This window comes from Vallitalea maricola (assembly GCF_036985595.1).
Lineage (GTDB): Bacteria > Bacillota > Clostridia > Lachnospirales > Vallitaleaceae > Vallitalea > Vallitalea maricola.
In genome coordinates this window covers 16,667-39,268 of sequence record NZ_BTPU01000070.1, presented here as the reverse complement: position 1 = coordinate 39,268, position 22,602 = coordinate 16,667, and the positions used below count along the sequence as shown (strand labels likewise).

Sequence of the window (22,602 nt, the reverse complement as noted above, 5' to 3'; positions counted from 1 at the left end):
ACTATATTATTTCCACTTATTATAAAAAAACATATCCTCTCTACTTTCTTTACTTTTAGGAATTGTCTTTTCAGCTGGATATCCAACAGGTACTAATAGTTGACATGTTATATGCTCTGGTAATCCTAATATTTTATTAATTTTCTCTATATCAATAAAATCAACTAAACACCCACGTAAATCATGTGAAACAGCAGTAAGAATCATATGTTGAGCAGCTATGTAAACTGGTGTACTCTGTACTAAGGTTTTACAGGCTTTACGATTATTATGTTCTCTTAAAAAATCAACTATCTCTTTACTATATCTAAGTTTGTTTCCAATAACACCATAATCATCATCTTTTTGTTCACCAATATCCCAACTAATATCACAACAGCAAATAAAAATAACAGGTGCTTCTGCAACCCACTCAGCGAATAACGTTGCATTTGCGATTTGATTCTTTACTTTGTTATCTGTGATTACTCCAATATAATAATTACAAGTATCTGTCTCAGGTGCAAGTCTTGCACTTTCCAAAATATCATTAATAATACTATCGCTTATTTCAATATCTTGAAACTTTCTTGACGACCTTCTTTTTCTCATAACCTCTAATAATTCCATTATAATCCTCCCTTATATTATTTCGTATTTTTATTTATAATGCTATATGTCTAGGTTTTTCATTTGTTTTTCTGTCAATGGAATTCCTAATTCAATTTGTCTTTTTATGTTTTTATCTAAATACTTTCCTCTAACAAGTCTTCTATCACATATATTTGTTCCTTCTACAATGTATTTGGCAGTTTCTTTTCTCTGGTTTAGAGACATTCTGCTACACCAAAATTCATATTGGGATTTATTAAGTTTTTTACTGGCAATCTCAATATATTTGATATCCTCTGTTTTCTTACCTTTTTTGATATTTATGACTTCTTTATCCGTAAAAGGTAAGTTTAACTCAACTTTTCTTAACGATATATTAGATAATTCTACTCCCTTAAGTTCATCCATACTATATATTTTTTTACCATCCATTAATGATATAATTAGTGGTTGTTTATCTTCATAATCCAATTTATTCAAAAACTCTAGTTGTTCTTTGGTTAATTTTTGAATTACATTATGCACTTTCTTAGGATAATTCATTTTATTATTAGCTTTACCAATAACCTTAAAAACTTTTTCTAATTGTTTATCGGTTAATGGTAGACCAATCAATAGTTGTTGTCTAATCATATTTGGTATCTCATTATAATCCAACAAATACAGTTGTCTATCAATTTCTGCTTCGTTTAATTTTCTTATTATTTCATCAACCATACTATTTAGTTCTTCTTTTTTAAGTAGAACTCTGTTCACTATTTTGCTATCTATACCAGTATACTTTTTAACACATTCACAACCAAGATTATAAGTTATATCTAGTATTCTGTGTTTAATTACATATTGATATCTTAACGAACGTCCACATACACATTTATATGGTCTGGTGTTTTCTTCTGCCACTTTAATGTCAACTAAAATCCATTCGTTAATTTTATCTTCTATCTGTTGATTATCTTCTTCCCCGTTAAGTACTATTCCTTTTAGATTTATCAACTTTTCTTCCCATATGTCTTTAGCTGATTTTTTTATGTATTTATCTATAAACTCCTTTTGTTTGCTAGATAATTCTATTTGCAAATTATTCTCCCCCTGTTAACGGATTAATTGTTTTTATAAATGAAATTGGTTCTCCGTTATGGTATAGATATTCATACAAGAAAGCATATAGCTTTCTACTTTTTTATATTCTATTTTATCCATTAAAACCTCCCATATATTGTCTAGAAATATCCTATTATACCTTATACTGAAGTAAGTTTCTTTGATTATCCATATCAAAAATAGATTTTATATATTTACCTTTGAACTTTTCAATGATTTTTCTGGAGCCTATGTTATTTTCATCACATGTTATTATTACTTCTTCTAATCCAAGCTTTCTGGCTTCAACTAAACCCAATTCAAGTAATTTGCTACCATAACCTTTTTTTCTATGTGTAGATTTTATCTCGTAACCGATATGACCTACCATTTCCAAGAATTCACTATTAACACAGTGCCTAATTCTTATTACTCCAATTACTTCTTCTAGATTATCTACAAGCCAAAAGCTGCTACATGGTACCCATCCTTCTGGAATATTAATCCCTTTGCTAGAATTAAGAAGCTCCTTGATAAACTCGTTGAAATCTTTTTCAGCCTTACTATAAAGCTCATATGATTCGTAACCTGTTTCTTTAACATCTTCAATAAAGTCAAGAAATGATTCTCTATATAATATACTTGGTTCAACTAATTTAACTTCTTTCATATCCTTACCTCCAGCTATATTGACTCCAATGAATTATTATGTTTCACTAAAATAACACTTAAATAAATTATATATATTAGCTAAAATTTTGTCAATTACTCATATATATCCCACAAGAAATTCTCAAAAGTCTATTTAAAATCCCTTAAGCCAATAACTCAAGGGATATATGATAACAATAATAAATTTGTACTTAATTAAATAAATCTACTCTTCACCTATTGCATATGCATCATTCTCAAAATCTACTTCTACCATCGTACCATCAGAAAACACTGATCTTTGTTTTGTCAATGCCCCTTCAACAAACTCATGTCTAATCATTTCCTTCTTAGCTATTTTTTCGTGAAGCTTACACACAATCTTATTCTTTTCAATCTCAGCTGTATCAGCTTCAATATCAAGATAACCTGTTCCACCATTAAGTAATGCATATAAAAATCCATCTTGTGATGTTGGCAGCCCCCAACCACCTTTTTTAAGCGCCCAAGGAACTACCAAACATTCATGATAAACTAACGTATACAGTGGTACTGGAATTCCTATTGCATCTCCAGTATAATCCCATCCATCAAGAGGCACAACCAACGCCATTGGTGAATGATGGACCAAATCCATATTTGGTAAAGCCCAATCAACACACTCTTCTGAACTAATTAAGATTTTTTCTGAGCTTACATAATTAAAACATTCTCTTCTCTTTTCCATACACTGTTTTCTACTCATTCTGTGCTCTTGATGGTAACATTCATCTAGTGTCACTACAGAAAAAACATCCAGGTATGCTCCATTTAGTTCAATCCCATTCTTTTTCTGCATCTCAAAGTTTCTCTTCACATAATAAGGTGCTAACTGAGTACATAAGAAAGTTTGATTTCCTCCAGCCCATTCAGCCTCTACAGTTATATTATTATCACTATTATGAATTGCGTTTTCCTTATCATAGGTTTCAGCATCAAGGTAATAATCTCTATATTGATCATGTATAGCAAAAATATAATTCAATTCCTTACATGTATCAGATATGTATTTCATTCCTTGCCAACCACCTGCTTGCTTACAAGGAGGAAAAACATCAGGATGAAGGTTATCATAACCTCTCTTCCCCCATCCATCAAGATGAAGATATGCTTTTTCTACACCTTTTTCCTTTAGCTCTTTTAGTTGATTGACTCTTTCATTAAAAGATACCAATACATCATTATTCTCAGGATGCTCCCTATCATAAATATCACTAGATGGCTCAGTGTGATTATAAATAAAAGAATGAATAACAGGCGAACCTATAAGTTGGTTAATATTAGGATTTTGGATTGCCTTCTCTTCTAGGGTAACTATACCTTTTTGCTGTTTGACATATTTTTTATATACTTTACATAGTCGGTTATAATCACATTCATCCATAAATGAGTATTTTATCTTTCTATTATAACCAATTTCTCCAAGCGAAGGATACCATACAGAAGCTATATTAGTTTCACCTCCAGCTGGATGGATTAACTCATAGCCCCCATCCCAAGGTGTTTCTGCAATAGCTATATAACCGTTATTATCTTCAACTTGTCCCCACCATGGCATATATGCACCTCTTGTATAATATCTACCGTTATCCTTTGGATGTACTTCTTTTGCCCAGTTGTTAGGGATAATACACCCTAGCATCATAGGTATTACTGTATAATTATCTTTTTCTTTCTTCTTAAATTCAAATGGTCCAGGCCAAACAATTTTTTCAATAATCCCTTGAACCTCATTAATCGGAATTAATTCAAAATGAATATCTTCGTAGATATTATCAATCCAGATAGATATCTCAAAACAAAATTCTATTTCTTCTTTTTCTATCTTAAAATTTGATAATACACATTTGATTCCTCTTCCGATACCTGTTTCAAATGACTTATGTGTTATTGATTCAGCATTCTCAAAATATAATCTATGTATTTCTTCATTATGACTGATATCAATATATGGCTTGAAATCTTTTTTTTGACACCATACTTTGTTTGGAGTTTCCACATTAAAACTGAAATCATTTTTATTATATACCACTTTTATATTTTCTGTATTGTTTATTATTGTTTGTTGTTCTACCACTTAAATTCCTCCATATCTTATATTATTCTATAATCAAACGTTACTGTAATTTCTTTCTATATTCTTTAAGTCTTTCAAGCATTTGAGGCTATATCTTATGCTATCATCAGTATTATTTTGTTCTGTACGTAACATCTCTTTATATCCCATATTGAACTCTTCTTTCGCTTTATCCATTTTGCCTAGTAACTTGTAGACTTTTCCTCTTATATAGTAAATTTCCGATAATGGTTTTCTCATACTTTCTCCATAATGAATGTTTGCTGGATAGTTAACCATTTTATCTATATATTCTTCTAAACAGGATAAATCATTATTGCAAGCAGCTTCTCTTATCAATTCCTTATATATTTGTTGATATAGATACCCACTATTTTCTTTGCCTTCCCAATTATATAACTCATCTTTTAATATAACTTCAAGGGCTTTTTTATATTCACCAATATTAATTAAACTACTGACCATTGGATATATAATTCGATTAGGGTTATCTACCTGTTGCCAAACAGATAATAATTCCCTTTGTTTTTGCTTATCGTCTTTTAATTGGTAGATTTCATTAAGTAATATTAAACTATCCTCGTTCTTGTTTGACTGCAACTCTATATCCTGTTCCAAGTAATAGCAAGCTTTTACTAAGTCACTTTTTCTTTTATAATAAAAATATCCCAGATTTCTTAAAAGAACTGTATATCTCAAACCCTTTTCATAAGCGAGTAAAAATGAACTTTCTGCATTATCATAGTCTCCGATTCCATAGTAATAGTTACCTAATAAATATGATATCTTACCTGATTCATCAATATCTTCATACTCTCTTAGTACATTTGCTGTAACATAATCTTTGAAGAAGCAATAGTCAATTTGTGAATTTTTGATTATATTGAAATCAAGACTTTCCTCTGAGGATATTTGGTCAGAAGAATATTTCATATATGCATTATGAAGTATATTTGGTTCATGTACATATTTTAATAATTCAATAACCTCTTCATAACAATTAAGTATTGTATATTCTCTTATGATTGATAATAATAATCCATTCACCTTAAGTATAGAATTGATGACTGAACCATCTTCATCATATCCTTGTATGTTTTTTTCTACTAGCAAATAAGGAGATGCAATGTTCACTGCACTAAGAATTTCCTGGGCTTTCTTTAATTGATTATTATGTCGATATGCAATACAAAGCAAAAAATTAATATATGACTCATTAATATTTTTATATTGTTCTAACATAACAATGGTCTCTCTATAATATCCTAGCCTTATATTAATCTTAGCAATCTCAACTAAAGAGGCTTTTTTAAGTGAAGGGCTGGAGATATCAAATAATAACTTACGTGAAAGTCTAATATCTCCCTGTCTTCCTAACAGTATTGCAATCATAAAACGTGCTTCGTCATCTACAGGATTATATGATAATATTTGTTGTAGATACAATCTAGCCTGATCATATTTTTCCTGTTTAAAATACATTATCCCAAATCTTTTTTTAGTAAGCAAACAACTAGGATTATACTTTAAATTGGCATTGTATAATATTAATGCATCATCTTCTTCTCCCCTAGTTTCCTTATAATAAGCTGTATGATATAATTTTCCTATTTCATCTTCAGTGAGTTCTTCATTATTGTTGACTTTATTCAATAAGCTTTTTATATCTTTAACACTTCGGTTCATTCTAACATCAGTAAATAAATCAATGGATGGATATGTTTCCAAAAATTCATCTCTATCACCATAAAGAAAAATAACTTCTTCGCCATCTCTTATACTAATTTCTAATTTATCAACGCTTAAGATTTTATCAGGAATATCTATATTTAATTTTGTTATTTTATCAGGCTCAAGACTGATATTTTCATTAATAGTATAATCATCTATTTTTACTGTAAATTTACAATCTCCAAAGCTCTTAACTGCTGAAAACATTAAATCCAAGGCATTGTTCTTTATAGAATGATTCATTGCAACATATTTATCTCCGTATGTTATATTATCTAGAGAATTAACAGAATACCATATCTCAGACCATTCTATACTTTCATGTGGTTTAATAAAATTAAAGACAGACTGTGTTTCATATAGACCGCTTTGTATTTCTAGATATTCTTCGTTATTTTCAGTAAGAGCATGATTCCACGCTTTTCCTAAATCATCTTTTCCCCAAGCAAAAAACTTGGCTCCCTTTACTTGTTTTCTATCAGCATAATGAATAATACCATAGTCATCTTGTTTATAATATACTCCGAAAAAATTATCTGTAAGTAATTTACCAAAGGTTTCATAACCAGAGGGTATGTTATCTGCTTCTCTATAATCTACATCTTCATAATAAGGCCATTTCAAATAATAGGGACAAATATGATTAACACACCAGTCAAATGGATAAACAAGCCTTAAGTCTTCTGTATCTTGTATAGCTGCATTTGTCCAAAAATAATATCGATTCTCTACTGGGGTAGGATTATTTAGATGTACTTTCTGCTCCATATAAGATGAATCATTATATAATGTTAATGTAACCTGCCAATTCATTGATGATATTTGCTCTATATTACCAAAAGTAACCGAAGCACTATCTTTTGTTTGATTAATGGTATAGTGTAAGGAATCATATGAAGTTGGTGAGTGACTAATAGGAAAATTGAATTCTATTCCTCCAGCAAACCATGCACCTCTTGTACCAACTAACTGAGGTTTTATTACCTTATTATAATAAAATATATCTCTATTATTTCTTTTATCTAATATTCGCTGTACTCTTCCTCCTAACTGAGGCAATACTTCAATTAATAAATATTTGTTTTCCAACACTACAATTGTATACTCTTCATCTTTAATTTCATTGGTACAACCATTCTGAAGTGTATATGGAAATGGATTAAGACATCTTCCATGCATATCAAACATGGGATTTTTTTCATCAGGTGTTAATGTGTATGTAGGTATATTCCTTTTAATCTCATAAACAGTTGTATTATTCATTATTATCCTCCTTGAAATATTTCTTCTTGTTTTTATATTAATCCTTATACTATCAATTTCACATGAAAAAATCAGATTATTTTATGTAAAATGTCGATATCATTTTTGTATCTAATCATTTATAATAATTATATATACTTAATAAAGTAACATTTCAAACTATAAGGAGCTTTAATTATGTTATTAGAAAAAATGTATTTTGAAGAAATATGTCCATATGTACGAAATGTAGGAATTGAAGTATTTAATAAAACAAGGACATCTATACGAAGAATATATGACCATGAATTCATATTAGGATTTGAAGGTTCTACAAACATGACCATAGAAGATAGAACCTATACAATAGGCAAAGATGATCTTATATTAATAAAACCTAATATTCCACATGAATTTAAGATCACTAATAGAAACTCTGGTGTAATATACTGGGTTCATTTTGATTTCAAACATTTTTTTGATGGGAATTATATAGATTATAAGAATATAGAGTTTAATGAATCTCTCTATAGAAGTTCTTTAGAATGGAATTCACTTATTCGAAAAGACCCTGTTTTTGAAAACGGCTTTAGATTTCCTGAATTCACTCAACTAAAAAATGGTAACATAATTAGAGAGATTTTCGTTAAACTGAATGATACTTTTAAGAAACAAGAAATGTTTTGGCAATTAGAATCCAGACATCTTATGCTTCAATTTTTTAATATCTATCTAAAAGAGTGTTTCAAAGAATATAGCTACCATAAAAATACAAGTAGTTCTAACATTTCAGATTATATGCAAGAATATGTGAATAAAAACATAAGAAACAAACTGACATTAAAGAGTATGTCTGGTATTCTAGGTTATAATGCCGAGTATCTTGGAAAAATATTTATAAAAGAAACTGGTGAACCTTTTTCTGATTTTGTTAATAAGATTAGGCTAAAAAAAGCTTTTGAATTAATGAAAACCAGTTCATTAACATTATCAAACATATCTGAATTATGTGGTTTCAGTGATTCTTTTTATTTTAGCAAAGTCATGAAGAAATATACTAATAAAAGTCCACGTGAAATTAAGAAGAGCTTAAAATCCAACAATGAATTTTAAATTAATTATGGGGCTGATTTATTATTTAGCCCCATTTCAATCATATTTACTTTGAAACATTTTCCCAATCTTTTAGAAATCTCTCAATACCTATGTCTGTTAGTGGATGCTTAGTCATTTGTAACAGAACTTTGTGTGGTATTGTAGCAATATCTGCTCCAGCCAAAGCAGCTTGTGAAGCATGTAGAGGACTCCTAATACTAGCTGCTATAATTTCAGTTTTTATATCGTGTACATAAAATATTTCTGATATATCTTCAACTAAATCCATACCAACTGTATCAATATCATCTAATCTTCCTATGAAAGGACTAACATAAGTTGCTCCTGCTCTTGCGGCAAGTAATGCTTGTGAAGCTGAAAATATCAATGTAACATTTGTTTTTATTCCTTCAGCAGTTAGAGTTTTTACAGCTTTCAAACCTTCAATAGTCATAGGAATCTTGATTACGATATTTTTATGTATGGTAGCAAGCTCACGAGCTTCTTCTATCATACCTTTGGATTCAAGGCTGATTACTTCAGCACTTATTGGTCCATCAACAATACTTGTTATTTCAGTAACAACTTCTCTAAAATCCCTGCCCTCTTTTGCTATTAAAGAAGGATTAGTGGTAACCCCACAAATTACACCCATTTCCTCTGCTTCTTTTATTTCATTAACATTAGCTGTATCAATAAATATTTTCATTTTTTCCTATCTCCCTTCTTAAATTTTTACATATTAATATTATCAGAATTGCAATGAATTATAAAGTGTTTTACATATATATTTTTACTATTTGTTATTTTCATTAAAAGTTAATTAAAGAAAAAGCACTCACAGGTAGTAAGGCTTAATCTAATTAACTAATGATATTTTTGTAGTTTTTAATTATCACATTTATCAAGCAGCTCTTGTAACTCTGCAGCTTGATGTCCTTCTTCCTCTGCAAATTTTTTAAAACAGCTACTAATTTCTTGGTCGTCTATATTTTTTGCGTGAGATTCATAGTCACGTACTTTTTCTTGTGTATCTAATATAGCTTTTTTCAAACAATCTTTTGGTGATAACTCCATAATATACCTCCTAGAAAATTTAATCATATTTATTTTAACCCATTTTTATAGTAATATTCTAGATTCTTATAACAATAGATATTTCCCAGGAAAAACAAAAAACCTAGGAATTAGTATGAGCTCACTAATTCCTAGGTCATTTACACTTTTTTAAATTATTATTTAATCTTATCCAACAACCAAGCCATATTATCGCCAAGGTTCTTCATATTATCTATACCTTCTGTATCATTAACAACATCACCAGCAGCTCTACCTAAGCCAAGATTCCAATAATTTGCTCCTACTACTATAGCCTCTGAAATAGTAAACAAGTTATTCATTGAATTAAATGCTGCTATTGCACCGTCTCTTCTTTGTGAAACAACAGCTGAACAGACTTTTCTTTTTAATAAACGTCCTGGACGAGTTACATAACCTACTCTATCAATAAATGCTTTCATTTGAGCAGATAATCCTCCAAAATAAACTGGTGTTCCTAATATTATGCCATCTGCTTCAACAATCTTTTCAATACATTCATTAATGATATCATCATCAAATATACATCTATTATTACCATTTGTTCTACATTTTCCACACCCAATACATCCATGTATATTCCTATTTCCAACTTGTATTAGTTCTGTTTCAATATCATGCTCTTCTAATTGCTTCAAAACTGTCTGTAATAAAGTATATGTATTGCCTTCTTTTCTAGGACTTCCATTAAACGCTATAACTTTCATATTTACCTCCAATAAAACTTAATAATGTTTTTACCTATTATTATAAAGTATTAAGTAACCTACTAAATTATTATTTAATATCCTATTATTTTATATTAAATTATATATAAAATCAATCACATTAGTTATTTATTAATTTCTCAAGATGTTCTCTTCCCTTATTACCATATTCCATACCAACACTAGGATTTTTAGCAAAGAACTCTAAGCACCTAGTTAGATTATCCACATCATTATAATTAACTAATAATCCTGTTTTATTATCCTTAACTAACATAGTATTACCTTTTACATTGGTAGCAACTATAGGTTTACTTGAAGCCATTGCTTCCATTAATGTTCTTGGTGGCATACCTTCTTTTTCAGAAGTCAATACGACAAGATCCATTATAGCTAATAACTTTAGTATATCTTTTCTATAACCTAAGAATAGGATTCTATCCGATAACTGCTCTCTCTTAACTTTTTCTTTTAATTTATCTTCCAACGACCCATCACCAACTATAATACATACCACATCATTATGCTTTGGTAATACTTTTTTAAGACCATCAATTAAGAAATCATAACCTTTAACTGGTTCAAGTCTGGCTATCATACCAATTATGTATTTATTCTCTATTCCCAATGAAGCTTTCAAATCTTTCTTATCCTTATCTGAAATCATTTTTATACTATTATCATTGGCTACCAGGTCAAAATCAAGGTTTGCTCCTCCTATCTGAGTATCAGATAGAGTAGTTTTCAATTCTGATGCCATATTTGATAATTTTTGAGAAAGATCAGCTATATCAGCCATTGCATTAGTCTGAACACCTGTTGCAGAAGCAATTTCTTTACTACCATTTGCAATTTGTGAACTTGCATCTGCTGAATTTTTAATACCATCAACCATGTTTGTTATATTCTGTGCAATAACATTAAATGTTCCGGAGGTTTCTTTTAATATCTGACCCCCTTGAATTATATCTTTGTTGTTAGAGTCAATGATGTCTACTGTTTTAATAGTTTCTTCTGAAAAAGTACTAATTAGTTCGCTGATGCTCTGCAATGAATCTTGAGTATTTCCTGCTAACTCTCTAACTTCATCTGCAACAACTGCAAAACCTTTTCCAGTATCACCTGCCCTTGCAGCTTCTATAGCAGCATTTAAAGCTAGTAGATTCGTTTGTTTTGCTATATTGGATATAACATCGATAATACCCTGCATTTTTTTAGACGCTGAGTTAAGTTCTTTTATACTAAGAGTAGCAGAATTAGCATTTTCAACTATATTCTCCATTTTATGTTCTAGATTTCTTAATGATGTGATTCCTTCATTAGTAAGTTCTTCTACTTTGTAAGCACCCTCTGCAATTTCTTCGATGCTTCCACTCAGATTGGATGTATTAGACGTTAATTCTTGTAATGTTGTAGATACTTCCTGCATAACACAAGAGGTTCTATGTGTTATATCAGCTAGATTTCTACTTGTATCTGAAGATTCTTCTGAGATTTCATCTAATTCTTTCACAAAATTACCTACATTATCTAATAAGTAATTAAAAGTAGCTGCCAATTTTCCTATTTCATCATTGGAATCAACAGGAATTTGTTTTCCAAAACCACTTTGTGTAACGTTTTCAGCATGTTCTAATAGATTCTCTAATCTATCTTTCAGTTGTTTTTCTTCTAACATTTCGTCTGGGATTTCTTTGATTTTCTTCTTATCATATTTGCTAAATCTTCTTAATAATATCAAGCCTATCAATAGTATACATAATGTTATAAGACTTACAATAAGTATATCAGGTATCAAAAAAGAAACAACGATACTGGCAATTAAGCATATACTTAAAACAATGGAACTTTTGATGTTATACGATTTTGTATAACTCTTAATAGATAAATCTTTATCATTTGTCATTATATTACCACCCATCTTATCATTTTTGTAGAATTTTGCCGAAAAACTTTATTGTAATTATATCAAAGTAATGCAATTTTTTCAACTAAAGCATTAAATTATTTAACTTAAAAGGGATGTATAACATATTTATAATATAGGTCTTAAGAACTATAAACATTGTTTATGACATCCCTTTTACTTACTTGTTCTATACATCATTATTTTTAACTGATTGTTTTTTCTTGTTAGAATTATGATTCATATTTTCTCTTGTTATAGGTGTTTGATAATTGCATTTTTCCATTCTTGCTCTTTTGTTATCTGGCTGACTATCTTTGGGCATTAATTATCACCTCATTCTTTATTCTAATATTTTATGTTTATAGTATGTTCTTGATTAAAATATTTATTACTAAATTACTATATAAATTAATAATTGATTCCTCACAAGTAAGTCAGAAAAAGAGTTTTGTTCTTATCATTATAACTTTTGGTTATATTAGATTTTTATATAAAAATGAGGAAACTTTAATATTGACATCTAACTTTTTTAGAAGTATATTCAATATATTAACTATATTTATAAAAATGCTTTTGTATATAATAATATTATTTAATCAAGAATAAAATTGAGGTGATTTTTTATGTCATTTGAGCAAATTAATAATGAGGATAGTAAAAGACCAGAAGGTAGAAATTGTATTCTAGTATATGGTTATAATTCTGAAGAAATTAGTATGATTAAGAAATTCTCGTTAGATAGGGGTATAGATGAATGTGTTATAGTCACAGATGATATGTTGGGAAACAAAATAAAGGATATCATAGACAATAACATTATACCTGTAAAATATAAGACAGGAGTAAAATCCAAAACTATTGTTTTTAACGCTTTGTCCAACAAAGAAGTCCATTCTTTCATTAACTTATTCAAGGACACTGGACTTAAGAAACCTATATACGCTGTAGCAACTCCAACATCAGTTAAATGGCAATTTGGAGAATTGATAAAGGAATTAATAAAGGAAAAGATGAGTATGAGCAAGCATTAGCTTGCTCATTTTTAATATTATTAAATAGTAACATAATAGTTAGCTTTAAATTCTTTTGATACTTCTAGTTTTTGAATTCCTTTTTTAGTTTTGTATTGTTTATCTGTATCTTCAAAATCAGCTACTCCATACCAAGGCTCAATACACACAAAAGGAGAGTTATCAGGTTGTCCCCAAATACCTAAGTATGGAAATCCATCATATTCAACACATACTTCTCTGCTACTTTTCTTACTCTTCAATGATAGACTGTTGGATTCCACATCCAATAAGATAATTGCTCCTTTGTTGAATATATCCTTAGTCATAGGAATTATTCTTTCATTTTCTAGAAATGCTATACTTTCTAAAGAAACACTGTTTTCAGTATTTAGTTGATATTTATTCACCGTTTCAAGCTTATCAAATTCCAGATAATAATCCTCTAACTTTTCTTCCTGCATAATAGGTATATTAAATCCAGGATGTGCACCTATGGAGAAATATACATCTGTTGAATCTAGATTCTTGACTTCATAGCCTATGTTAAGACTATTACCTTTTAATTCATAAGTTATGGTTAATAAGAATTTATAAGGATATTTCTTTAATGATTCTTCATTGTATTTAAGCTTGTATTCAAGTATTTCTTTATTCTTTTGTTCTACTCGAAATTCCATATCTCTAGCAAATCCATGCTGACCTAATTCATATTTTTCATTTTCAATATAATACTCGTCATCCTTTAGTTTCCCAACAATAGGAAATAAGATAGGTGATTTTCTTCCCCATACTGATGGATCCCCTTGCCATAAATATTCTAATCCATCCTTTTTAGTTTTTATACTTGATAACTCTGCTCCAAGACTATTGACTTCAATTTTCAGAACATCATTTTCTAATACATTTATCATTTTCATTCCTCCATCTATGTTGTTAATAATAAGGCGTCTTAGAATATTATTACATCTTACTACATAAAAAGTCAATATTGAAACATGATTATTGGTTAGAACAGTTGTTTAAGGTTCTCTTCAAATGGTGGTTCAACTATGCCTTTTTCTGTGATAATAGCAGTAATGTATTTATTATCTGTTACGTCAAAAGCTGGATTGTAGAACTTGACTTGTGGTGGTGCTGTTACTTTACCGAATCCATTGTATATTTCTTTGCTTTCCCTAAGTTCTATATTTATATCGTCACCTGTTGTAGTATCCATATCAATGGTAGAAGTAGGACCTAATACATAAAATGGTATGCCATACTCTTTTGCTAGGATAGCTACCCCGGATGTTCCTATTTTGTTAGCTGTATCACCATTAGCTGCAACTCTGTCACAACCAACTAGAACTGCGTTGATTTTGCCTTGTTTCATAACTATTGATGCCATATTATCACATATTACAGTTACATCAATACCTGCTTCATTGAGTTCCCATGCTGTTAATCTTGAACCTTGATTAAGAGGTCTAGTCTCATCAGCGAACACCTTAAAATTGTACCCTTTTTCTTGTCCTAGATACATTGGTCCAAGAGCTGTACCATAACCTGATGTAGCTATACCACCAGCATTACAATGTGTTAGTAATCCCATTTCAGGCTTTAATAGGCTTAACCCGTACTCTGATATTTTTTTACACATTTCCTGGTCTTCTTTAAGTATCTCTTCACTTTCTTCTAATAGACATTCCTTGATTTCTAATATTGATTTATCCTTTTCTTCTATCAATCTTCTTTCCATACGATCAAGAGCCCAAAAAAGATTGACTGCTGTAGGTCTTGATGAAGCTAGATAATCTTTTGCTTCTTTGAATTCTTTAAAAAATTCATCATATGTTTTTGCCATAGATTCCTTTACTCCTAGATAAACGCCAAATCCTGCTGCTACTCCTATTGCAGGAGCTCCTCTGACACGTAATTTTTTGATTGCTTCCCAAGTGTCTTCGACTTTTACAATTTCTATGTATTTTGTTTCTATAGGTAATAATGTTTGGTCTAGTAGAATCATCTTATCTTTTTTTTCATTCAATTTTGCTGGAACAATAATATTCATTTATGAACACTCCTTTTCAATTGAAAATTTATATCTTTCCACAAAAATTCTTGATTAGATTGACAAAATCTTTTCCTTCCAGTATTTCATTTCTCTTCAGAATGAATTCTTTCGCTAATAACACGTTCAATTTTCTAGTTTTTTCTCTTTTGGTCTCATCTTCTATACCATCTAGATCAGCAACATGAGCAAGTCCAACTGTTCTCCTTATCATTTCGCATCCAGCAACTCCTGCTGTATTTACGAATATATCATCTATATAGTATTTAGCGAAATCTGGTGAACGTAAAACCATATTATCCTTCACTACATCAGGCCATATTTTCATACACTTATCCCTAAAAACATCCATAACATCTTTTATGGTATCTAACAAATAAGTCATATGTTTGTTCTTTAATCCTGTATCATTGCATCTTACATCTGTAGATAAATAGTTCATAATTAAATTAGCTATCAATGCACCAGTGTCATAAGCGATAGGTCCATAAAATGCAAATTCAGGATCAATGACTTTGATATTATCTTGATTTATAAAAATACTTCCTGTATGAAGGTCCCCATGTAACAATGCTTGAGCATTATTCATAAAATCAAATTTCAGTTTAGTTACTTCTAATATAAGAGCTTTATCGTTCCACACATTTTTCTCCATGAATTGAATCATATAATCAGGTATATTATTCCTCTTAGCATCAAAGAATGGTTCAGAGTAAACAAGGTCTTCCGTTATTTCACATAACTGTGGATTAATAAATTCTTTTACATACGCTTTTTTCTCCTTGTGTTCCATGACTACATCAGATGTAAGAATCAATGTATTGACAATAAAATCCGTTATTTGGTCTACGAATTTTGGATACTGATTATACTCAAGTAGTCCTGTTCTCATTATTACATAGTCAGTTAGATCTTCCATGATGGTTGAATACATGACCTTATCAAACTTATAAACTTCAGGCACCTTTCCATTTGTAAGTTTGTACTCAATTTCTAATAATTTACTCTCTATTTCACTTCTACCAATGCTCAGAGGCCAATCTTCTCCTACACATCTGACATATGGAAGAGATTGTTTAACTATAACACTTTTATTATGCTTCTTGTCTTTTACTCTAAAAACTAGATTGAGATTACCGTCACCAATTTCGCTACATTCAATATCTGCATCCTCATAAAAAAAGTTTAATTGTTGCTGTACATAATCATAGACTTTATTAACATCAAGTTGATAAAACTCATTCATTATCCTTATCTCTCCTTTTCAATGATATTTTGTAGTTGTAATTGAATAAATTAAGAGTCTTCCCGATTAGCACATTTAGAAGTGAATTAAATGTCTGGATTAATGTTTGATAATTACAGTGTAATCCATTTTTATTATTTCATCAACCATAAAAAATAATGAGGCAGTATTCTCTTAATCTACAACCTCATTATTTGTTTTAAGTTCATTATTTTTATTATATACTCAATATATTAATTTCCATGAATTAATGAATAATCCACATTACCTTTCAAACAAACCAAGGATAAATTCTCTGTCCTTTTTAATTATATCTACATAATTTTTAAAAGCTTTATAATTACTTTCTATAATAATCCAGCCAGAGTAATTACTATCTCTAAAGACTTCCATGACTTCTTTGAAATTAGTGGTTCCTTCCCATATATATAATTCAGCTTCTGGATCATCTAAGCTATCTTTTGCATGAATTTCTTTAATTGAGCTTAATAGATCTTTAGCTAATCGTATATTATCAAGATTAGAGAATGAAACTGGATTTTGTGTATCATAATATATAAAGAAATTTTCAGAATTTACTTTTTCAACCATTAACTTGTTATTATCTTTATCCATGGTATTTTCCCAACCAATCTTAATTCCTTTTCCTTTGGCTTTTTCACAGGCATATCTTAGACAAATAACAGTATTATTAAAATCCTCTTCATTAGTAATATCACTAGCAATGAAACTAGGGAATTGGAATGTTTTTACTCCCATATCTTCAGCAATCATAATTGCTTGGTCGATTATATCAAATACTATTTCGTGATCCTCTTTTTTACTCATACCATAATCACATAAGGTATTAAGAGCAAAAGTTGCTATAACAACATTGTTTTCTTTTGCTAGTTCTAGATATTTTTTTTGCTTATCTTTATCTGATAAATGAAGTAAACCATTATTGTATTTAAGTTCTATGGCAACTCCATCAAATCCTAATTTACCCGCGAATGAAAATGTCTCCTCTTCTTCCATTGGTAACATCCATGCACATAATCCTAATTTTATCATAAACATTCATTCCTTTCATCCTAAAACAATATAAAGATTAATTTTACCAGTCATCATTTTCTAGAATTCATTAATTAATCTTAGCTTATAGTACGATAATACGTCTATAATAATATTTCTTAATGAACTAACCTAATTATATATTAGCTTTCACTTGGAATCAATATTCATATTTATCTATAATACATTCATCCATAATTCATAAATCCAATGTGCAGATATACCTGCAGCCAAACCACCAAAAGTATGACTTATAATAGCTTTACCTGTTAGTTTTCTACACTTTAGGCTATCCATCATTGCAACATGTGTACTTAAGTAACCACTCCAACACATTCCCATAGCAGTAAAAACTGCTATATCATTACTACCAACAAGATTCTCTTTTAATAATTTTGGTACAAGTCCAATAGCTGCACCAACAGAACCTAGTGATGTGATTGGAACGGATACTGCTTCATAGCTGCTGAATCCAAACATAGGATGTAATATAAAATTAAGTTTGTCAGCTAAGAATGTAAACAAACCAATTCCTTCATATGCTTTACCAGTATATAATCCAGTAGCTGATGGTCCATTAGTCAGCATCATAACCAAAGTACAAATGATTAAAACCCCTGGGATAATAGAAAGACCTAAATCTACCCCTGATTTACCTCCTTCTAATAAAGATTCAAGAAGCCTTGAACCTATATTACCTTCTCTTACTTCTCTATATTTTAACATATTAAAAGACTTGTCACTGCCTTCAACAGCCATTTCATCCGTACCATATTCCTTCTTAGTAAAGTATAGCATTATACGTACACTTACAACACTTCCAATAACAGCTCCTATATTCCCGATTAAAGCAGGTAATACAAAGCTTTCTCCAATGGGAGACTGCTGAGCTATCATAAAAGATGTTACAACAAGCCCCATTCCAAAAGCCGTTCCTATATTGGTAAGTGCTGGTAATTGATATTTCTTAAAATACCTTTTGAATCCTTTATCATTAGCTAAAGTAATGATTGCAGGATTGTCTGATAAATATGTAGTCACAACTCCTAATATTGCTGCACCTGGCATTTTATACAAGGGCTTCATAAGACATGATAATAGTCTATTAAGAATTGATATTATTCCAAATTCTGATAAAACCGAACCAAATGCTCCTGCTAGTACTGTTATGCCCATTATGAAAAATACTGTATTAATTAGTAAATCATGTGCTGTGCTGATTAAGGTATTAAACATGTTAACTACTCCCATAATACTACACAGATAAGTAAAAAAAACTCCAATTATGATTAGTGATACAAGTCCTTCTACACTTATGGCTTTTTTAATATTTGCGTTGTGTTCCACATTTTTATCCTCCTATAAATAGAATGCTTACTTCCTCATTATATGAAGAATTTGTACGTGAGTCAAACACTTTTTTAGGTTATTTTTATGATTTTAACCAAAATATTGTGTTTTTGTTTCCGACTGACGCACATTCTTTTTCTGTTTTTTGTTAACCATTGAATATATCTAGATCTAAACATATTACATTTTAGTATACAAAAGTACAATATATTTTCTTTATGAATTCATGTTTAAATTTATATAAAAATCATCAAACTATAGATAGAAGTAAGTAGCTTAATATTATTAAAACTTATAAAACAACAAAAGGAGAGATTTGTATGGCTACATTGTTATATATAACTGTTAATTCAAAACCTGAAAGCTTATCAACCAGTAAAACAGTGGGTCGAATATTTATTAATAAGTACAAAGAGTTATATCCAAATGATACAATTGAAGAATTAGACCTTTATGAAGCAAATATACCAAGATTGAATTACAAATTATTTACTTCAAGAGCTGCCCTAGCTAGTGGTGAGGATTATGAAAAGCTTTCTGACAAAGAAAAGCAACAAGTTGAACAAATAAGAGGTCTATGCGATCAATTTTTAAGAGCTGATAAATATGTTATCACGGCTCCAATGTGGAGTATTTTTTTCCCATCAATGTTAAAACAATATCTGGATTGTATTATACAAGATAAAAAATTAATAAATATAGATACTGTCAATAATAAAGTTTCTGGACTATTAGGAGATAAAAAAAGAAAAATGATATATATTCAATCTTCTGGTGCTAAAATCCCGTTTCTTATATCTCCTTTCATGAATAAAGGAGTAAATTATCTACATGACATCTTTAAGTTTCTAGGATTGAAAAAATTTGACAAGATCCTTGTAGACGGAGTAGATGACAGTTCGGTCGGTAGAGATATGGCAATTCAGAATGCAACTGAAGAAATTGATGATATGATAGAATTTTTTTAGTAAAACAATATATTAAGGAAGGGACTGTGCAATAATATTATCGCCAGTCCCTTCCTTACTTATTACAAACATGCTATTTATATTTTTTCTATACCTTTACCAACAAATTTAATTTTACCTTCTTTTAAAAGTCTACCGACTGCTCTCTTGAATGCATTTTTGCTCATATTAAGTTCTGATTTTATTCTATCTGGCGAACTTTTATCATTTAAATTCAACTTGCCATTGTTCTTAATCAATTTATCCATAATCTTTTTAGAATCATCATTCATTTGTAAATAAGCTTTTTGTCTTAAACTAATATTGAGTTTTCCATCTTCTCTTACTTTAGTTACACGTCCCTCAATGTAGTCTCCACATTTTATGTTTTTAAAAAGCTCAATCTTAGGAATTAGACCGTTATACTTATTATCAACAGCTACGAATGCGCCTAATTCTTCTTTGACACTTATGACGATGCCTTTTACTGTATCATCTTTTTTATAAGGTGATTCATTAGATAGATGTTTGTAGACATCCATAGTCGCACATAATCTTTCGCTCTTATCAACATATAATGATACTAGATACTCATTATTAAGATGAACTTTGTCTGTTTGCTCTCTAAATGGAAGGAATAAATCACGCTCCAATCCCCAATCCATGAAAGCACCTATCTTTGTTTGTTGAACAACTCTTAATGGAGCCAGTTCACCAAGAACAAGTTTAGGTTTTCTCGTTGTAGCTATTGGTCTATCCTTAGAATCTTTGTAGATAAAAACTTCTAGTTGATGTCCTACTTTAATACCTTCCGGAACTTGTTTCTTTGGTAAAAGAACTTCTTCTTTTTCCTTATCCTTTTTTTCGTCTAGATAATGATCAGAGATAAAACCATTTTCTTCTTTCTGCTCATTTTCATTACTAGTTAAAAAAATCCCTATTGGTGATAATCTTTTTACTGTTAATAATTGTACTTTACCTAACTTTATCATAAGTCACCTGCTTTACTTATATTTCTATAATTATTTTATGGTATTTAATATTATCTATACATCTCTTTTAATGTTTTAATTACTTCTTCATCTTCAATATACTCATCAAATGTTACTTTCTTATCAAATACCCCTGCTGGAGTTATTTCAATAACTCTATTAGCAATTGTTTGTATAAATTTATGGTCATGAGAAGTAAATAATAATGTACCTGTAAATGCTATAAGACCATTGTTGACAGCTTGAATTGATTCAAGGTCAAGGTGGTTGGTAGGTTCATCAAGCATCATAACATTAGCACCTGACAACATTAATTTTGAGAACATACATCTGACTTTTTCTCCACCAGATAGAACCTTAGCCATTTTCAACGGTTCATCTCCTGAAAATAACATTTTACCTAAGAAACCTCTAATGAATGACTCTGCTTTTTCTTCAGAGAATTGTCTTAACCAATCAATAAGGTTAGTCTCCACATCATTAAAATATTCTGAGTTATCCTTTGGTAAATATCCTCTTTTGGTTGTAACTCCCCATTTGTATGTTCCTTCGTCCGGCTCCATCTCTCCCATTAAAATCTTAAATAATGTTGTTCTAGCAATTTCGTTCTTTCCAAGAATGACAATCTTATCACCTTTTGCTATAGTGAAGGTAACATTATTAAGCACTTTAACTCCGTCAATAGTCTTGCTGATTCCATCAACCATAAGAATATCTTTTCCAGCTTCTCTTTCTGGATTGAATCCTACAAAAGGATATCTCCTTGAAGAAGGTTGAATATCATCAATAGTTATTTTGTCAAGTAATTTTTTTCTTGATGTAGCTTGTTTTGCTTTTGATGCATTAGAGCTGAATCTAGCAATAAATGCTTGTAGTTCTTTTATTTTTTCTTCTTTCTTTTTATTTTGGTCATTTATAAGTTTTAATGCAAGCTGACTTGATTCATACCAAAAATCATAGTTACCTACAAATAATTTCGCTTTACCAAAATCAATATCCAACATATGAGTACATACTTTGTTAAGAAAATGTCTATCATGAGATACAACTATAACTGTTTTTTCATAAGTAATTAGAAATTCTTCTAACCAAGCAATGGCTTTAAAATCAATATGGTTAGTAGGCTCATCAAGTAATAGAATATCTGGTTCACCGAATAGTGCTTGAGCAAGTAGAATCTTAACTTTTTCACTACCTTTTAGTTCTTTCATTGTCTTATAGTGCAAGTCTTTTTCTATTCCTAGTCCCATTAATAATCTCTCAGCGTTAGTGTCTGCTTCCCATCCATCAAGCTCAGCAAATTCTGCTTCTAATTCTGAAGCATGTTTACCATCTTCTTCGCTAAAATCTTCTTTCATGTATAATGCATCTTTTTCTATTCTTATATCGTATAATCTTTTATGTCCCATAACAACTGTATCTAATACAACACAATCATCAAATTCGAAGTGATCTTGTTTTAAAACTGCTAGTCTTTCCCCTGGAGTAATGCTTACTTCTCCTTTAGTAGGCTCTATTTCACCAGATAAAATTTTGAGAAAAGTAGATTTTCCTGCTCCATTAGCACCTATTACCCCATAACAATTACCTGGTGTAAATTTCACATTAACATCTTTAAATAATTTTTTTGTTCCAAATTGGAGTTCTAGTCCTGTTACTGTAATCAATTGTATTTCTCCTTCCAATATTCACATGTAAAAAGCGTGCTAAGCACGCTTTACGGTTTGT

General features: G+C 29.9%; 20 protein-coding genes. 3 read left to right on the top strand and 17 right to left on the bottom strand.

What is annotated here, in order from left to right; translation table 11 throughout:
• Positions 1–6: 6 nt before the first annotated feature.
• The 5 genes from AACQ14_RS18585 to AACQ14_RS18565 form a co-directional block, all read right to left on the bottom strand.
• Positions 7–609 carry a nitroreductase family protein gene (locus AACQ14_RS18585; protein WP_339365086.1) on the bottom strand — a complete coding sequence of 201 codons (603 nt, stop codon included), beginning with the start codon at positions 607–609 and terminating at the stop codon, positions 7–9.
• 42 nt (positions 610–651) lie between these two features.
• Positions 652–1,671, bottom strand: a complete 1,020-nt coding sequence (locus tag AACQ14_RS18580; RefSeq protein ID WP_339365085.1) for a hypothetical protein — start codon at positions 1,669–1,671, stop codon at positions 652–654.
• A gap of 157 nt (positions 1,672–1,828) precedes the next feature.
• Complete coding sequence (locus tag AACQ14_RS18575) at positions 1,829–2,344, bottom strand: GNAT family N-acetyltransferase (RefSeq protein ID WP_339365084.1); 516 nt, start codon at positions 2,342–2,344, stop codon at positions 1,829–1,831.
• 207 nt (positions 2,345–2,551) lie between these two features.
• Entirely contained in the window at positions 2,552–4,441 is a 1,890-nt protein-coding gene (locus tag AACQ14_RS18570) for a DUF5696 domain-containing protein (protein ID WP_339365083.1), read from the bottom strand.
• Between the two features lie 33 nt (positions 4,442–4,474).
• Positions 4,475–7,435, bottom strand: coding sequence for a DUF5107 domain-containing protein (locus AACQ14_RS18565; protein ID WP_339365082.1), 2,961 nt, complete (start codon positions 7,433–7,435; stop codon positions 4,475–4,477).
• Positions 7,436–7,612: 177 nt separating this feature from the next.
• On the opposite strand from AACQ14_RS18565, the gene AACQ14_RS18560 reads away from it, so the two are divergent.
• Positions 7,613–8,527, top strand: coding sequence for an AraC family transcriptional regulator (locus AACQ14_RS18560; RefSeq protein ID WP_339365081.1), 915 nt, complete (start codon positions 7,613–7,615; stop codon positions 8,525–8,527).
• Positions 8,528–8,573: 46 nt separating this feature from the next.
• On the opposite strand, the gene fsa is transcribed toward AACQ14_RS18560, so the two are convergent.
• The 5 genes from fsa to AACQ14_RS18535 form a co-directional block, all read right to left on the bottom strand.
• Complete coding sequence (gene fsa / locus AACQ14_RS18555; RefSeq protein ID WP_339365080.1) at positions 8,574–9,218, bottom strand: fructose-6-phosphate aldolase; 645 nt, start codon at positions 9,216–9,218, stop codon at positions 8,574–8,576.
• Between the two features lie 179 nt (positions 9,219–9,397).
• A complete protein-coding gene (locus AACQ14_RS18550) occupies positions 9,398–9,586 on the bottom strand; it encodes a hypothetical protein (protein ID WP_339365079.1) in 189 nt (62 codons plus the stop codon).
• Between the two features lie 158 nt (positions 9,587–9,744).
• Positions 9,745–10,314, bottom strand: a complete 570-nt coding sequence (locus AACQ14_RS18545; RefSeq protein WP_339365078.1) for a flavodoxin family protein — start codon at positions 10,312–10,314, stop codon at positions 9,745–9,747.
• Between the two features lie 121 nt (positions 10,315–10,435).
• The gene (locus AACQ14_RS18540; protein WP_339365077.1) at positions 10,436–12,220 is read right to left on the bottom strand and encodes a methyl-accepting chemotaxis protein; all 1,785 of its coding nucleotides are present in this window, start codon (positions 12,218–12,220) and stop codon (positions 10,436–10,438) included.
• A gap of 190 nt (positions 12,221–12,410) precedes the next feature.
• A complete protein-coding gene (locus AACQ14_RS18535; protein WP_339365076.1) occupies positions 12,411–12,545 on the bottom strand; it encodes a hypothetical protein in 135 nt (44 codons plus the stop codon).
• A gap of 301 nt (positions 12,546–12,846) precedes the next feature.
• Between AACQ14_RS18535 and AACQ14_RS18530 the strand changes: the two genes are divergently transcribed.
• Positions 12,847–13,254, top strand: a complete 408-nt coding sequence (locus AACQ14_RS18530) for a DUF3783 domain-containing protein (RefSeq protein WP_339365075.1) — start codon at positions 12,847–12,849, stop codon at positions 13,252–13,254.
• A gap of 20 nt (positions 13,255–13,274) precedes the next feature.
• Here the strand turns inward: AACQ14_RS18530 and AACQ14_RS18525 are convergent, their stop codons facing one another.
• From AACQ14_RS18525 to AACQ14_RS18505, 5 genes are all read right to left on the bottom strand, one after another.
• Positions 13,275–14,147: an aldose 1-epimerase family protein gene (locus tag AACQ14_RS18525; RefSeq protein ID WP_339365074.1), complete on the bottom strand. Its 873-nt coding sequence runs from the start codon at positions 14,145–14,147 to the stop codon at positions 13,275–13,277.
• Positions 14,148–14,242: 95 nt separating this feature from the next.
• The gene (mtnA, locus tag AACQ14_RS18520; RefSeq protein WP_339365073.1) at positions 14,243–15,286 is read right to left on the bottom strand and encodes an S-methyl-5-thioribose-1-phosphate isomerase; all 1,044 of its coding nucleotides are present in this window, start codon (positions 15,284–15,286) and stop codon (positions 14,243–14,245) included.
• Between the two features lie 28 nt (positions 15,287–15,314).
• Complete coding sequence (gene mtnK, locus AACQ14_RS18515; RefSeq protein ID WP_339365072.1) at positions 15,315–16,532, bottom strand: S-methyl-5-thioribose kinase; 1,218 nt, start codon at positions 16,530–16,532, stop codon at positions 15,315–15,317.
• A 264-nt stretch (positions 16,533–16,796) separates the two neighbouring features.
• Positions 16,797–17,591 carry a sugar phosphate isomerase/epimerase family protein gene (locus AACQ14_RS18510; protein WP_339365071.1) on the bottom strand — a complete coding sequence of 265 codons (795 nt, stop codon included), beginning with the start codon at positions 17,589–17,591 and terminating at the stop codon, positions 16,797–16,799.
• 171 nt (positions 17,592–17,762) lie between these two features.
• A complete protein-coding gene (locus AACQ14_RS18505; RefSeq protein ID WP_339365070.1) occupies positions 17,763–18,932 on the bottom strand; it encodes a CD0519/CD1768 family membrane protein in 1,170 nt (389 codons plus the stop codon).
• Between the two features lie 323 nt (positions 18,933–19,255).
• On the opposite strand from AACQ14_RS18505, the gene AACQ14_RS18500 reads away from it, so the two are divergent.
• Positions 19,256–19,903, top strand: a complete 648-nt coding sequence (locus AACQ14_RS18500) for an FMN-dependent NADH-azoreductase (protein WP_339365069.1) — start codon at positions 19,256–19,258, stop codon at positions 19,901–19,903.
• A 77-nt stretch (positions 19,904–19,980) separates the two neighbouring features.
• Here AACQ14_RS18500 and AACQ14_RS18495 read toward each other — a convergent pair whose 3' ends face one another.
• Together AACQ14_RS18495 and AACQ14_RS18490 are read right to left on the bottom strand one after the other, a co-directional pair.
• Complete coding sequence (locus tag AACQ14_RS18495; RefSeq protein WP_339365068.1) at positions 19,981–20,874, bottom strand: CvfB family protein; 894 nt, start codon at positions 20,872–20,874, stop codon at positions 19,981–19,983.
• A gap of 50 nt (positions 20,875–20,924) precedes the next feature.
• Positions 20,925–22,541, bottom strand: coding sequence for an ABC-F family ATP-binding cassette domain-containing protein (locus AACQ14_RS18490; protein WP_339365067.1), 1,617 nt, complete (start codon positions 22,539–22,541; stop codon positions 20,925–20,927).
• Between the last annotated feature and the right edge of the window lie 61 nt (positions 22,542–22,602).

What these genes read in the sequence shown, in the direction of transcription:
- AACQ14_RS18585 (WP_339365086.1), bottom strand. Translation starts at nt 609, where the DNA reads ATGGAATTATTAGAGGTTATGAGAAAAAGAAGGTCGTCAAGAAAGTTT.
- AACQ14_RS18575 (WP_339365084.1), bottom strand. Translation starts at nt 2,344, where the DNA reads ATGAAAGAAGTTAAATTAGTTGAACCAAGTATATTATATAGAGAATCA.
- AACQ14_RS18565 (WP_339365082.1), bottom strand. Translation starts at nt 7,435, where the DNA reads ATGAATAATACAACTGTTTATGAGATTAAAAGGAATATACCTACATAC.
- AACQ14_RS18560 (WP_339365081.1), top strand. Translation starts at nt 7,613, where the DNA reads ATGTTATTAGAAAAAATGTATTTTGAAGAAATATGTCCATATGTACGA.
- fsa (WP_339365080.1), bottom strand. Translation starts at nt 9,218, where the DNA reads ATGAAAATATTTATTGATACAGCTAATGTTAATGAAATAAAAGAAGCA.
- AACQ14_RS18550 (WP_339365079.1), bottom strand. Translation starts at nt 9,586, where the DNA reads ATGGAGTTATCACCAAAAGATTGTTTGAAAAAAGCTATATTAGATACA.
- AACQ14_RS18545 (WP_339365078.1), bottom strand. Translation starts at nt 10,314, where the DNA reads ATGAAAGTTATAGCGTTTAATGGAAGTCCTAGAAAAGAAGGCAATACA.
- AACQ14_RS18540 (WP_339365077.1), bottom strand. Translation starts at nt 12,220, where the DNA reads ATGACAAATGATAAAGATTTATCTATTAAGAGTTATACAAAATCGTAT.
- AACQ14_RS18535 (WP_339365076.1), bottom strand. Translation starts at nt 12,545, where the DNA reads ATGCCCAAAGATAGTCAGCCAGATAACAAAAGAGCAAGAATGGAAAAA.
- AACQ14_RS18530 (WP_339365075.1), top strand. Translation starts at nt 12,847, where the DNA reads ATGTCATTTGAGCAAATTAATAATGAGGATAGTAAAAGACCAGAAGGT.
- AACQ14_RS18525 (WP_339365074.1), bottom strand. Translation starts at nt 14,147, where the DNA reads ATGATAAATGTATTAGAAAATGATGTTCTGAAAATTGAAGTCAATAGT.
- mtnA (WP_339365073.1), bottom strand. Translation starts at nt 15,286, where the DNA reads ATGAATATTATTGTTCCAGCAAAATTGAATGAAAAAAAAGATAAGATG.
- mtnK (WP_339365072.1), bottom strand. Translation starts at nt 16,532, where the DNA reads ATGAATGAGTTTTATCAACTTGATGTTAATAAAGTCTATGATTATGTA.
- AACQ14_RS18510 (WP_339365071.1), bottom strand. Translation starts at nt 17,591, where the DNA reads ATGTTTATGATAAAATTAGGATTATGTGCATGGATGTTACCAATGGAA.
- AACQ14_RS18500 (WP_339365069.1), top strand. Translation starts at nt 19,256, where the DNA reads ATGGCTACATTGTTATATATAACTGTTAATTCAAAACCTGAAAGCTTA.
- AACQ14_RS18495 (WP_339365068.1), bottom strand. Translation starts at nt 20,874, where the DNA reads ATGATAAAGTTAGGTAAAGTACAATTATTAACAGTAAAAAGATTATCA.